This is a genomic window from Brevundimonas sp., assembly GCF_036659295.1.
In the GTDB taxonomy this organism is placed as follows: Bacteria; Pseudomonadota; Alphaproteobacteria; order Caulobacterales; family Caulobacteraceae; genus Brevundimonas.
The window spans coordinates 1-13,799 of the sequence record NZ_JAVXCU010000064.1; the positions used below are offsets into that span (position 1 = coordinate 1).

A 13,799-nucleotide genomic window follows, 5' to 3' on the forward strand; every position below is an offset into this window, starting at 1 on the left:
GGGCCGCGCAGGACCTCGATGCGCTCGATGTCCATCACGTCCAGCGCTGCAGCACCCGAACGACCGATATAGACACCATCGACATAAAGACCGTTGGCACTGTCCAGACCGAAGGACTCACTGCCGCCGTTCGAGATGCCGCGCATCGAAATGACGGCTGCCGAGTTGCTGGTGGTGCCCTGCATGATGGTCACGTTGGGGGCCATGCCACTGATGTCACGGGCATCCGTAATCGCAAGCTGCTCGACCATCTCGGCGTTCAAAGCGGTGATGGCGACCGGAACTTCTTGCAGATTTTGCGCACGTTTCTGGGCGGTTACGACGATCTCGCCCAGCTGGGTGGAGGATTGTCCCTGTGTGTCCTGCGCCATGGCAGCGCCCGCGAGGGCCAGGGTGCTTGCGCCGAGCATCAGCCCGAACGAAGCATATACATGACGCTTAGGTACCATCAGTCTACTCCCCATTTGTATATTATTGGGATAACGATGGCATTTGCGTAGCGATAGTCAACAAATAATACGCATGTGGCAGAACATTGGTTTCGCCTTTGTCGTTCTCCTGTTCTTCGTGGCGCATTCGCAACGCATTGCAGGGATGGCGCAAAGAGTGCCAAAATTCAAAACGCCCACCGCCTTCATGCCTCGTCGAGGCAAAGCGGTGAGCGTTCAGGTCGTGGTCAGGGCCGGGGGGCTAGATGTGTATGCCGTTGCCCGATCAGGCGACGTTGCGCGCACATTTGAAAATCAGGATCGACGCGGTCATGGCCATCAGGATCAGGTTCAGAACCACAGCCATAATGTCCAGACTGGCCAGATGGTACCCGGCAACGACGCTCTGGATCGCTAGCAGGCCAAGGGCGCTATAGGTCAGGACGGGCTTGCCGATGGTCCAGCCGATAATCGGCACCAGCATGCCGATCGCCAGCGCAGCCTCGATCGCACCGACGGCCATAACAAACTGCTGCGGTACATGCTCGGCCCAGCCCAGCAGGATGGCCAGATGTTTGGGCGGCGCGGTCAGCTTGGCAAAGCTGGCACCGGCATAGAACATCGCCAGCCAGCCCTGAAACGTCCACAGCATGGCATTGGTCCAGATGGCGCGCACGCGCAACTGGCGCGGGGCCATGGCCGGTTGGCCGTTCGCAGTGTGCGTCTGGTTACAGGCCGCTTTTTGCAGGCCTGACTTCAGTTTGGACCGGAGGGTGAGAGGTACGGTTTGATCCGTCATGGGGGCACGTGGGGGAGAATATGGTAACAGATTTGGTTGCTAAATAGCAGCTGGGGTCTGTTATCATCTTTTGCAATGGTTAAGCCCAAAAACTGTCACACGATGTGAACGAAGTCGGGTTTACTGCGGAACTGTTGCAAAATCCCAAGCTTCACGGGCCGCTTCCAGGCGGGCCAGCTTGTCATAAAGCGGTTGCCAGTCATCCGTGTCGGCAATGGCGTCCCACAGGGCCTCGACCTCGTCGATCAGCATTTCTTCGGGTTCGGCCTTACGGAACATCGGGTGCTCCAGACGCTCGGCACGATCCGGCTCGTGTTCCAGCAGTGCATAGCGGAAGGCATCAAAGGCTTCGCCCTGATAGACCTTGCCGCGCGGCCCCCCGAGAGCGCGGGCGGCCGATGAGAAACCGCCGAACCAGTCAAAGAAGAGTGGCTCCCAGCGAAGGGCCTCGCCCTTTTCACGAAGCAGGGCCAGCGTGCAGTCCAGCAGGCGCTGGTCGGCCGCTTCACCCACCGACTTCACGCCCAGACGCATCAGGAAGGCGGCGCGCAACTCGCGGATATAGGCCGGACCAAAGCCGTTCAGGGCCGTGACCAGACCGTCGGGTTCGGCAATCAGTTTCAGGCATCCGGCCAGCTGCGTCAGGTTCCAGAACACGGCTTCGGGCTGACGGGCAAAGGCATAAAGGCCGTCATGGTCGAAATAGGCAGCGGTAAAGCCCGGCTCGTAATGCGGCAAGAAGCGCCATGGCCCGTAATCGAAGCTCTCGCCCGTCACGTTCAGATTGTCGGTGTTCAGCACGCCATGCACAAAACCGGCGGCCACCCAGCGGGCGCATAGTTTGGCCTGCGCCTGTACAACCGCGTGCAGGAAGGCAGCGGCATCGCCCTGTGCCAGCTGCGGATAATAGGTACTGCGGGCATGTTCCAGCAGGGTGTTCAACTGGTCGCGGCGACCGTGATAGGCAGCGCGCTGGAAGGTGCCAAAGCGGATATGGCTGTGCGACAGCCGCACCATGACCGCCGAGCGGGTCGGCGACGGCTCGTCCCCGCGCTCCAGAGCCTCGCCGGTTTCCACCAGCGACAGGATACGGCATGTCGGCACGCCAAGGCTCTCCAGCATGGCCGCCGCCAGCGCCTCGCGCATACCGCCTTTCAGCGTCAAACGGCCATCCGCATGACGGGAGAACGGCGTTAAGCCCGACCCTTTAGTCCCAAGATCTAGTAAACGGTCTGCGCCGTCGCGCAGCTGGGCGGCGAGGAAGCCGCGCCCGTCACCGATCTGCGGATTGTACACGCGGAACTGGTGGCCGTGATAGGCCATGGCAATCGGCTCGGGCTGGCCGGGCAGGGGCGCAAAACGCCCGAAATGGTTCAACCATTCGTCGTCGCTCAACGTGTCCAGACCGACCTCGGCGGCGGCGCGGTCATGGCGCAGCCGCAGGACGGTTTTGGGAAAGTCGGCGGCACCTACCGTCTCGCCATATTCGGCGCCCAGTTGGGCAAAGCGGGGATCGGGGCGGTAGGTATCATTTACGGGCATTTGCCGCAGATGGGCCATCGCAGCCGATTTCGCAACCGTCTTTGGCTGTGATCTAAACGCTTAGGGTAAAGACGGTGTGGTGCCAGCTTCCAGGCGGTTCTCAAGAACGTACGCAATGATTTGTTCGCGTAAACCTTGGCGCAGTCTTTCATGGTCTTCGCGCACATCATTGCGCTCTTCACGCGTCAGCGGGCCCAGAATGAAGCGAAGTGCGGTAGGGCGCTTTGAGGCGAGCTCCAGAACGGCGTGGTCATGGGAGCGGCAATTTCCCACTGCACCTGTAGCGATCGTCTCCGCATCAACCGAAGAAGGGGAGTGTCGATCAGCATAGTTGCGAAGGCAATCCACCCAATCCGTGGCTTCTTTGGTTTCGTATGGATCACCAGCTTGCGCAGATATAGGGGCGCATACTGCAAACGTAGATACACACGCGACGATAATAGCTTTGTTCACAAAATGACTCAGGTGAGATGTGGCGAGAGAAATCAACTTCGGCGGCCATTATCGTGTGATTTCTAAAGGCAAAGCTAGACCTCCCCTGCTTGGTATTTTCGAAGTGCAAAATCCTAGGGCAAACAGCCTCAGCTTTCGGTGCGCGGTTCAGTTCGAGATGAAATTCTCTCGGAGGATGGCTTGAACCTGCGGGCCAGTGCCGTATTTATAGCCGCAGAGATCAGGCACTGGCTTCTGTGACGCTTATCGGCTGTCCGTTGCTGTGCCAGGCTGGCGTTCGGGTGTTATACTTTGCGGAGTATTATCCCTTGCGAATCCGGTCCGGCGTCCGTCGATAACCTGACGCCATGAAGTTCAACCGATTATCGGATCTCTGACGTGGCCAAGAAACTAACACTCGACTTCCTTAAGACGGAGGCGGCATCCGGTGCGGCCCTCGGCCTTGCGGCGCTGCTGGCGCTGGTGGTGGCAAACTCGCCGTGGGCGGGGGACTATTTCAGCTGGCTGAAGGCCGAGCATACGCTCCAGATCGGCCCGCTGGTGCTGGTGGAGACAACCTCCAACTGGATCAAGGAAGGGCTGATGGCCGTCTTCTTCCTCGTGGTCGGGTTGGAGATCAAATACGAAATTCTCAAGGGCGAGCTGAGTAATCCCAAAAAGCTGGCCCTGCCGATCATTGCGGCACTAGGCGGGATGGTGGCCCCGATCGGGGTCTATCTGGCGATCAGCGGCCTGATGGGCGGCCCCTCGCAGGGATGGCCCATTCCGGTGGCCACCGACATCGCCTTTGCGCTGGCGGTGTTTGCCATGGTGGGCAAGAATCTGCCTTCGTCCTTGCGGGTCTTCCTGCTGACGCTGGCCATTGTCGATGACCTCGGGGCGATCCTGCTGATTGCGGCTCTGTTTAGTCAGGGCGTGCAATGGATACCGCTGCTGGCGGCCATGGGCGTGATTGCCGTGATGGCGGTGCTGGGGCGCCGGCGTCTGGCGGCGGCCTTCTGGGTGCTGGGCTTTGCAGCCATGTGGTGGCTGACCGTCAAGTCGGGGCTTTCGACCTCGCTGATGGCTGTGGCCTTTGCAGCCATCGTGCCGGTCAATCCGCGTGCGCAAACTGGGGCCAGCCCGCTACGCGATGCCATGCATGACCTGCACCCCTATGTGGCGTTTCTTGTGCTGCCAGTATTTGCCTTTGCCAAGGCGGGGGTCAGCTTTGCAGGCCTGTCGCTAGAGCAGTTGTTTGCCCCTCTGGTTCTGGCCATTGCGCTGGGTCTGTTTGTCGGCAAGCAGATCGGCGTGTTCGGTGCCGCATGGCTGGCGACCAAACTCAAGATTGCCGACCGCCCGTCGGGGGCATCCTGGCTGCAGCTTTATGGCGTCAGCCTGCTGTGCGGCATCGGTTTCACCATGAGCCTGTTTATCGGTGTTCTGGCCTTTCCGGGGGCCGTCGATTCGCTGGAACAGGTCGAGGTCAAGCTGGGCGTGATCGGCGGATCACTGCTGTCGACCGTGGTGGCGGCGCTGGTTCTGGGGGCCGCTTCGCGCAGCCAGTCGCGTCGTGGAATCAAGAAATCGGACGATTAAAGTCACGGGAACTTGAAAGCCCTGCAAATACCTTGACCTAGCGTCATCGAATTGTGTCGCTTTCACGCCACAGAAGTCTGCGAAGCTGTGTAAATCCGGCTTCGCATAACTTCGTTGTATTGTCGGTTTCCAAGGCTTGGCTTACCCAATTTGATATGGAACTTCTGCCGATGAACGAGCGGGAGTCCGATTGGGACAGGAAACGAGCTCGGTCGCCGAGATGCGGTCGGGCCACAAGCCGGGAGCCGTATTACCTATGCGATTTAACACCAGACTCCGTACCACTGTGTCGGCCGTGGCCTTTGGGGCAGCCTTCAGCATTGCCGGTGCCGCTGCGGCACAAGACGCACCGACCTCGGTCGACGACATCATCGTCACCGCACAGAAGCGCGAACAGAGCCTGCAGGAAGTGCCGATCGTGGTCACCACCCTGTCGCAGGCCGCGCTGGATGGCGCGGGCGTCAAGGACATCAAGGATCTGCAGATCCTGACCCCCGGCATGACCGTGACCTCGACCCAGTCCGAAGCCTCGACCACGGCGCGTATCCGTGGCGTGGGCACGGTGGGTGACAACCCCGGTCTGGAAAGCTCGGTCGGCGTGGTGATCGACGGCGTTTACCGTTCGCGCAACTCGGTCGGCTTTGGCGACCTTGGCGAACTGAGCCGCATTGAGGTTCTGAAGGGTCCGCAAGGCACCCTGTTCGGCAAGAACACCTCGGCAGGCGTTATCAACATCATCTCCGAGGCACCGTCCTTCTCTCCGGAAGCCAATTTCGAAGCGACCGCCGGTAATTACGGCGCATGGGGCCTGACCGCCTCTGTCACCGGACCGCTGAGCGACACTGTGGCGGGGCGTCTGTATGTCGGCACCCGCAAGCGCGACGGCTTCTATGACGTCGTGACCGGGAACGGTCCGCGTACCGAAACCGATGACCAGAACCAGGACTTCTGGACCGCACGCGGCCAGTTGCTGATCCTGCCGTCTGAAAACGCCTCGATCCGCCTGATTGCCGACTATACCAAACGCGATGAATATTGCTGTGTTGCCACACAGGTTCGCGTCGGTCCGACCGTTGGTATCGTCAATGCACTGGGCGGCCAGATCGCTCCCGCGACGCCCGGTTTCGGCGAAGTGCCGTTCAGCCGCACCGCCTATTCCAACCGCGCCACCGGCCAGACCATGGAAGACATGGGTCTGTCGGCAGAAGCCAATATCGATATCCCGTCGTGGAATGCCACCTTCACATCCGTGTCCTCGTGGCGCGCGTGGGAAGGTATCAACGGCATGGACCTCGACTATTCCACGCTGGATATCATGTACCGCGAGAACAACGGCGGTTACGGCTATTCGCTGGATAATATCACGCAGGAATTCCGTCTGGCCGGCGCGACCGACAAGCTGGACTGGCTGTTCGGCATGTTCGCGACGCGTGAACAGATCCGTCGTGACGACAGCTATTATTTCGGCGCCCACTATACGCCGTTCCTGTCGATGCTGTTGTCGTCGTCGCTTAACGCCGCCAATCCGGCCATTCCGATCAGCCCCAACCTGACCGGCTGTATCACGCGTCCAGGCCAAACGGCCCAAACGCTGGGTGGCTGCGTCACCACGGGCGGCATGGCTCCATCGGGCCCGTTGGCAGCGACGGGGCCGGGCTTCGGTACCGGCCATGCAGTCCAGGACCTCTATACCCAGACGACCCAGTCGGTGGCCCTGTTCACCAACAACACATGGCGCGTGACCGACAAGTTCGATCTGACGCTGGGTCTGCGCTACACGATGGACGAGAAGAAGCTCCGTGGCTTGCAAACCAATGTGGGCACCAATGGTCAGGCTTGTGGCAGCGCCATTGGCAACATAGCGGCGCTCGCAGGGGCATTGGGGCAGGGGAATGTGGCGGCAGGTATGCCGGCAGCCCAGACCATTATCGGCAATATGTGTCTGCCGTGGGCGAACCCGCAGTATAATAACCGCCGCATCTCGGAAGCCTTCGATGACGGCGAGCTGAGCGGCACGATCAAGGCCAGCTACAAGTTCAATGACAGCGTCATGCTGTATGGTTCGTATGCCAAGGGCTACAAGTCCTTCGGCTATAATATGGACCGTGTGCAGACGGGCATCACGCCGAACGCCTCGCTGCTGTTCCCGTCGGAAACCGTGGACAGCTATGAAATCGGTCTGAAGAACACCCTGTTCAACCGTTCGGTCCTGTTGAACCTGACCTATTTCGACCAGACCTTCGAAGACTTCCAGCTCAACACCTTCCTGGGCACCGCCTTCGTGGTGGAATCCATTCCGGAGCTGACCTCGCGCGGCGTCGATGCCGACTTCGCATGGTTCACGCCGCTGGAGGGCCTCGTTCTGTCGGGTGGCGTCACCTATACGGACACCAAGTATGGCGACTTCACCGCCGCAGACCTGACGGTACCGGGCAACTTCCCGCAACTGTCGCTGCTGCCGGGCGCGCGCGCTTCGTTCGCACCGGAATGGTCGACCACGGCTTCGGTGGCCTTCAACCGCGAGATCGGCAACGGTCTGCAGTTCGGCTTTAACCTGACCGGCAAATACATGACCGAGTTCAACACCGGCTCGGACCTGCTGCCTTACAAGATGCAGGACGGTTTCGGTGTGCTGAACGGTCGTATCAGCATCGGTTCGGCGAGCGAACGCTGGGCGTTGGAACTGTGGGGCCAGAACATCACCGATACCGAATACAAGCAGGTGGCCATCAACCAGCCGCTGCAAGGTTCGGCCTTCCAGACGACGGTTCAGCCGGATGGCAGCTTCTATAATCCGGCACGCGATACCCAGACCTATGCGGCCTTCCTTGGTCAGCCGCGCACCTATGGTCTGACGCTGCGCCTGCGCTACTAATCCTGTAACGCAATCAAAAAACTGGGCGGCTGGAGTGATCCAGCCGCCCTTTTCTATGCGCGTAGAAGGTTTTGCGGTGGCCTAGAGCACGCGCTCGAAATGCTCGCACACGATGAGCAGTTCATCGTCCACGGCAATGCCCGTACCTTCGAGGACACGGCGGTAATAGGCCTCGTGGGCGCTTCGCCACCAGGCCAGTGTCTTGTCGCCTTCGCCCTCGCGCAGGGCAAAGGCCTCGTCCACATCGCCCAGACGGCGCACTTCGATCTCTGTGGTTTCGATGATGGCGACGGCTTCGCCATCCCATGTGGTCACGACCGAAACATCGCCGACGCGGGCCGGTCGTATATCGATCAGTTTCAGTTCTTCAACCGAGGCGGCCGTGGCGCGCTTGATGCCGCGCGCAACCAGATCGGCGCAGATGTCGGCGTCCGGCTGATTGTCGCAGAAGTGGAAACTTTCATACGGTTGTTCGGGCGCATCGGGATGGAGGGCGCGATAGCGGTCCCAGAGGGCGCGGGCAGATGGGGTCATTGTTATATCCGGACAAACAAAAAGGCCTCCGGTGGCTAGACCGGAGGCCTTTAAGGGCAGGGTGTTTAGTATTTGCTCTTGGTGACGCCGTCCGCATGCTGTTTCTGGCCGGCAAACATGCGCCCCAGAACACGGCGGGCAAACTGGGCCACATCGTCGATGATGGTGAACACGGCTGGAATATAGAGCAGGGACAGGAAGGTCGAAGAGATCAGACCCCCCAGTACGGCCACGGCCATGGGCGAGCGGAACTCGACATCGGCCCCGATGCCGATGGCAATCGGCACCATGCCTGCACCCATGGCGAATGTGGTCATCAGGATCGGACGGGCCCGCTTATGGGCGGCATCCATGATGGCCTCATAGCGGCTCATCCCGCCGCGTTCGGCCATGATGATATAGTCCACCAGCAGGATGGAGTTCTTGGCCGCAATACCCATCAGCATCATTACGCCGATCAGGGCCGACATGGAGAAGCTCTTGCCCATGAGGATCAAGCCGATGATCGCACCGCCAATCGCCAGAGGCAGGGCGGCCATGATGGTGACCGGATAGGCGAAGGATTTGAACAGAAGGGTCAGAACCGCATACATCAGCAGGATGCCGCTGATGAAGGCGATGCCGAAACCGACCAGCATTTCCTGAATGAACTCCTCGTCACCGGCGGCGACCTGACGCACGCCATCGGGCAGATTCTTGACCGAGGGCAGGTTCTTGACCGCCTGGGCCGCAGCGCCGGTGGTCGTTCCGTTCAGCTCGGCACGGATCGAGACCAGACGGGCGCGGTCGCGGCGGCTGACACTGGCCGGACCGGCACCGAACTCGACATCGGCCACGGCGCTGAGCGGAACCGAGGTGCCGCTTGCGGTCGGAACGCGCAGGTTCTGGATGACCGACAGGTCCTCGCGGGCGCTTTCGGTCAGTTGCAGACGGATCGGTACCTGGCGGTCGCCCAGATTGTATTTGGGCAGGTTCTGGTCGACATCACCCAGCGTGGCGACGCGTACCACCTGCGAGATGGCTCCGGTGGAAACACCCAACAGGGCGGCTTCATCGGGGCGCGGGGTAACAATGATTTCAGGACGCGCAATGGACGAGGTGTTGATCACATTGGCCAGTCCCTTGACGCCGCGCATCTCGGCTTCGACCTTGCGGGCGGTCTCTTCGAGGATGGCCGGATTGTCACCCAGCAGCGCGAACTCGTAGCTGGTACCGTCACCGGGGCCACCGCCCTGCTGGGCGATGCCCGCGCGAATACGTGCGCCGGGAATCTGTTTCAGCTGGTCGACGACGTCGCGCTGGAACGCCTGTTGCGACAGTTTGCGATCACCCTTGGGCACCATGTCGGCATAGATATTGGCCTGATTGACCTCTTGGCCGCCAATCGCCGCATAGACAGAAATGACCTCGTCGCGTCCGTTGAGAACACGCGTGACCTGCTGCACCACGGCGTCGGTCTGGCGTAGCGTGGAACCGGGCGGAAGCTCGATCTGGAAGGCGGCGCGGGACTCGTCCGCAGGCGACATGAACTCGAACGACATCTTGGCGACGCCCGCACTCACAAACGCACCGACGAGGAAGACCGCACCGGCAATAAACACCAGCCAGCGATGGCCAAGGCACCATTTCAACGCCATGAGATAGGACGGCATCCATTTGGGATCCTTGTCCTCGTGCTTGGTGTGTTTCAGCATGTAGGCGGCCATCAGCGGCGTCAGCGTGCGGGCGACGACCAGCGAGAAGAAGACCGAAATACAGGCGGCCAGCGCAAAGGCCTTGAAGAACTGGCCAATGATACCGGGCATGAAGCCCACAGGCGCAAACACGGCAATAATGGTGCCGGTGGTCGCGACAACCGCCAGACCGATTTCGTCGGCGGCCTCGAAAGCAGCATCATAGGGCGGTTTGCCATCGCGCATGTGCCGCACGATGTTCTCGATTTCCACGATGGCATCATCGACGAGGATGCCGATGGTCAGCGACAGCGCCAGTAGCGTCACGGTGTTCAGCGACTGGTCCATCGGGGCCAGGAACGCAAAAGTGGGGATCAGCGACAAGGGCATGGCCGTGGCGGCGATAAAAGTCGCGCGCCAGTCCCGCAGGAAGATGAACACGACGATGACGGCCAGCACAGCCCCCAGCGCCAACGCTTCCAGCGAGGCCAGATAGGATTCCTCGATATATTTGACCGAGGAGGTGACCTCTTCGATGGTCAGATCCTTGCGGTCGGCATTGATGGCCTCGATTTCCTTGCGGACCTTTTCGGCGACCTTAACCTCGGAGGCCTCGCGCGAGCGCAGGAAGTTGAAGGTCACAGCCTCTTGGCCGTTATAGCGGGCGATGCGGCGCGGCTCGCCCCACTTGTCGACGACCTGACCCAGATCGGACAGGCGCACGCTGCGGCCATTGCCCAGCGGCACAAGGGTATTGGCCAGTTGCTCGACCGAGGTGGCCGAGCCGATGGTGCGAACCGAACGCTCGGACCCTGCGACCGTAACGCGGCCACCGGGCAGGTTGTTATTGACGTTGGTCAGGGCCTGGCTGACCTGTGCGGCGGTGACGCCGTACGAGGCCAGACGTTGCGGGTCCAGTTCGACACGGATTTCGCGGTCCACACCGCCCGAGCGGTTGACCTCGCCCACACCGCCAAGACCGAGCAGCCGTTTGGAGATGTTGTTGTCGATGTACCAACTGATCTGCTCGGGCGACATGGTCGGCGAGCGGACCACATAGGTGATCAGCGCATCGCCGGTAATGTCGATGCGCTGGACCGTCGGCTCCTGCATGTCTTGTGGCAGGGTGGCGCGAACACCGCTCATGGCATTGCGCACATCATTGGTGGCGCGTTCGGTGTCCGTGCCCAGTTCGAACTCGATCACCGTGGTCGAGACACCGTCGCCGATGCTGGAAAACACGTTGCGAACGCCCGACAGACCGGCAATCGAATCTTCGACCACGCGGGTGACCTGCACCTCCATTTCCGAAGGCGCGGCCCCCGGACGCACGGCGGTGACATTGACCAGCGGGAAGTCGATATCGGGGTTGTTATTGATCCGCATCGAGCTGAAGCCCAGCAGACCACTGATGGTCAGCAGCAGGAACAGCAGGATGATCGGGATCGGGTTTTTAATCGCCCAGGACGAAATATTGTTCATCGCTCAGGCCCCTATTTACGGGCTGCGGCGGGGGCTGCGGCAGGCGCAGGCACCGCAGCAGGCGTTGCCGACGCGACGGCGCGGGCCACAGTGACGGCATCGCCGTCATTCAGGAAACCTGCGCCTTCAACGGCCACGCGGGCCCCGACCGGCAGGTCACTGACCGAGGTCTGGGTGTCGCTGCGCATCAGCACCGTAACCGGCACGAAGCGCACCTTGTCCGCCGCTTCGATGACAAACACGCCCGCCTTGTTGTTGCGATAAAGAACAGCTGCGGTGGGCACCACGGTGGCATCGCGGGTCCCGGCTGAAATCTCGGCACGGGCGAACATACCGGCCTTCAGGCCGCTGGCTGGATCAAGGCTGATACGGGCCAGACCCAGACGGGTCTGGGCGTCCACCTCGGGGGTGACGATGCGGATGGTGCCGGTGCTGGGTGTGGCCTGCGACGAGGTGATGCGGGCCGTTTGTCCGGCAGCGAGTGCGGGCAGGTCGGTTTCGGGAACCTGGGTATCCAGTTCCAGACGGCCGTCGCGTACGATGCGGAACAGTTCGGAGCCCTGTTCGATGATCTGGCCGCGCGTGACGCTGCGGCGGATAATCAGACCCGAGACAGGGGCGCGGATGATGGCCTGTTCAACACGGGTGCGCGTTTCGGCCAGACCGGCGCGGGCGGCGGCCAGATTGGCGGTCGAGGCGCGCTGGTTGGCCAGAGCCTGATCCAGCGAGGCTTGCGACAGGAAGCCTTTTTCTTTCAGTTCCTGTGCACGTCCGAGCGCGGCATCGTCACGGGCGGCGTTGGCCTCGGCGGTCTGCACATTGGCCTGTTGCTGGCGCATCTGGGCGCGCAGCAGGACATCGTTCATTTGCACCAGAGGCTGGCCCTGACGCACATAGCTGCCCTCGTCGACATGGACGACCGTGGCATTCAGCCCGCCGGTCTCGGCCCCCACCGGCACTTCTTCCCACGCGCTGACCGTGCCGGATGCGACGACGATGCGCGGCAGGCTGGCCTGCGTGGTCGTGATCGCACTCACCGTTGTTGTGGACGGCGGCTCGGGTTTTTTCTCTTCGCCACAGGCGGCAAGGCCGAGGGCGAGCACACAGGATGTGGCCAGAAGAATGCGGGACGACGAGCGGAACGTGCGCATAAAATCTATGATCTCTCAGGCGAGAAAAGGGTAGGGATATCCGGCCAATAAAAAACGCCGGCACTTGAAACCGTGCCGGCGTTTCTAGCGGGTTCTTTGACGCGAACCAACTGGGAACAACATACTATTACGAGAATGTAAATTATGCCGCAGGACGGGTTTCGGCACTGCCCGAAGCGGGCTTGGCAGCGGGATCAACGACCACGCGTTTGACGACGCGGACGCGGCAGGGGGTTGCAGGCTCCACGCCGCCTCGGGTGAGGATGCGGGCGGTGTCGCCGGTGCAGACGCGGCTCATGCCCAGATCCGGCAAGAAGGCAATCCCGAAGGCATCGTCCAGATCATTACAGACGCCGAAAGCCTCCAGCTCAAAAGTGCGGTTGCCGTCAACCTGCAGGTGGATGGTGTCGCGTTTGGGGGCGGTAAAGCCGCGCACCTGATAGCTGTTGAAGCATTGTCGCGGTGAGGTGCCGTCCATATTGGCTTGGGAGCCGTTTCCGGCGACGGGCGCGCAGGCACTGACCAGAGCGACGACGGCAAGGGCACTTGCGGGTTTCAGGTTCATCGGTGTGAACTCCAGAAGCGTGAAGGACGACGCATTTCTCGTCTCTTAAACTGAACGGGTGGTGAAACGTTCCGGTGACAGACGCGCGGCCCAGTCGGCGGGCAGGGGCGAGGGCGTGCCACACAGGGTGGCGGCCAGATTCTCGGCCAATAATGGCGAGGCACTAAAGCCGCGCGAGCCCATACCGCCCAGTATGTGCAGGCCGTCTTGCAGCATCCCGCAAACCGGCAGGCGGTCGGGCGTGGTGGCGCGAACCGCCACACGGCGCTGCGCTGTGCCTTGCTCGACCTGTTTCAGGCGCTCGGGCAGTGTGGCGTGCAAGGTGTCGCGATTGCGGGTTGTCGCCGCATCGCTCGGAACAGGCTCGGTCACACCGCGATCATGGGTGGCTCCGTAAAGCAGGCCGTTGCGGGTCGGCACGCTATAGCCACCCCATGCGGCGGCATGGGCATCGCTGCCTTCGCCCTCGCTCCAGTCGGCCTGCCCTGCCACGGGGGCAAGGTTCAGGTGAGGGGCAAGGTCTGCATTGCCCCAACCGGCGGCCAGAACGACATGATCGGCCTCGGTAATCTGTGTGCCGTCGGCGGCCAGCACCTGCCAGCCACTCTCGGTGTGCTTCAAGCTGGCGACGGTGGCGGTGATAAGCGGAAGATCGGCCAACCAAACCGGCAGGACCGAGGCCGGTGACAGGGCAAAGGCAGTTTTCATCTCCAGCC

11 protein-coding genes are annotated in these 13,799 nt (G+C 61.4%); 2 read left to right on the forward strand and 9 right to left on the reverse strand.

Going from position 1 to position 13,799, the window contains the following annotated elements:
* The 4 genes from RSB01_RS10810 to RSB01_RS10825 all read right to left on the reverse strand — a co-directional run.
* The coding region (locus tag RSB01_RS10810) for a TonB-dependent receptor plug domain-containing protein (RefSeq protein WP_332625449.1) at nucleotides 1-449 on the reverse strand (449 nt) is incomplete at its 3' end.
* Nucleotides 450-714: 265 nt separating this feature from the next.
* Nucleotides 715-1,227, reverse strand: a complete 513-nt coding sequence (locus RSB01_RS10815) for a DoxX family protein (protein WP_332589953.1) — start codon at nucleotides 1,225-1,227, stop codon at nucleotides 715-717.
* Nucleotides 1,228-1,347: 120 nt separating this feature from the next.
* Nucleotides 1,348-2,769 carry a YdiU family protein gene (locus RSB01_RS10820; RefSeq protein ID WP_332589954.1) on the reverse strand — a complete coding sequence of 474 codons (1,422 nt, stop codon included), beginning with the start codon at nucleotides 2,767-2,769 and terminating at the stop codon, nucleotides 1,348-1,350.
* A gap of 60 nt (nucleotides 2,770-2,829) precedes the next feature.
* Complete coding sequence (locus tag RSB01_RS10825) at nucleotides 2,830-3,222, reverse strand: hypothetical protein (protein ID WP_332589955.1); 393 nt, start codon at nucleotides 3,220-3,222, stop codon at nucleotides 2,830-2,832.
* 378 nt (nucleotides 3,223-3,600) lie between these two features.
* Between RSB01_RS10825 and nhaA the strand changes: the two genes are divergently transcribed.
* Complete coding sequence (gene nhaA / locus RSB01_RS10830; RefSeq protein WP_332589956.1) at nucleotides 3,601-4,803, forward strand: Na+/H+ antiporter NhaA; 1,203 nt, start codon at nucleotides 3,601-3,603, stop codon at nucleotides 4,801-4,803.
* 256 nt (nucleotides 4,804-5,059) lie between these two features.
* Nucleotides 5,060-7,678: a TonB-dependent receptor gene (locus RSB01_RS10835; protein ID WP_332625451.1), complete on the forward strand. Its 2,619-nt coding sequence runs from the start codon at nucleotides 5,060-5,062 to the stop codon at nucleotides 7,676-7,678.
* Between the two features lie 81 nt (nucleotides 7,679-7,759).
* Here the strand turns inward: RSB01_RS10835 and RSB01_RS10840 are convergent, their stop codons facing one another.
* The 5 genes from RSB01_RS10840 to RSB01_RS10860 form a co-directional block, all read right to left on the reverse strand.
* Nucleotides 7,760-8,212: an ASCH domain-containing protein gene (locus RSB01_RS10840; protein WP_332591682.1), complete on the reverse strand. Its 453-nt coding sequence runs from the start codon at nucleotides 8,210-8,212 to the stop codon at nucleotides 7,760-7,762.
* A gap of 65 nt (nucleotides 8,213-8,277) precedes the next feature.
* Complete coding sequence (locus tag RSB01_RS10845) at nucleotides 8,278-11,367, reverse strand: efflux RND transporter permease subunit (RefSeq protein ID WP_332591683.1); 3,090 nt, start codon at nucleotides 11,365-11,367, stop codon at nucleotides 8,278-8,280.
* Nucleotides 11,368-11,378: 11 nt separating this feature from the next.
* Nucleotides 11,379-12,518, reverse strand: coding sequence for an efflux RND transporter periplasmic adaptor subunit (locus RSB01_RS10850; protein ID WP_332625453.1), 1,140 nt, complete (start codon nucleotides 12,516-12,518; stop codon nucleotides 11,379-11,381).
* A 142-nt stretch (nucleotides 12,519-12,660) separates the two neighbouring features.
* On the reverse strand, nucleotides 12,661-13,083 hold the full coding sequence (locus tag RSB01_RS10855; RefSeq protein ID WP_332590016.1) for a DUF6491 family protein: 423 nt from the start codon (nucleotides 13,081-13,083) through the stop codon (nucleotides 12,661-12,663).
* 45 nt (nucleotides 13,084-13,128) lie between these two features.
* Nucleotides 13,129-13,799 (reverse strand): FAD-dependent oxidoreductase (locus RSB01_RS10860; protein WP_332625454.1); only part of this gene is annotated, 671 nt, incomplete at its 5' end.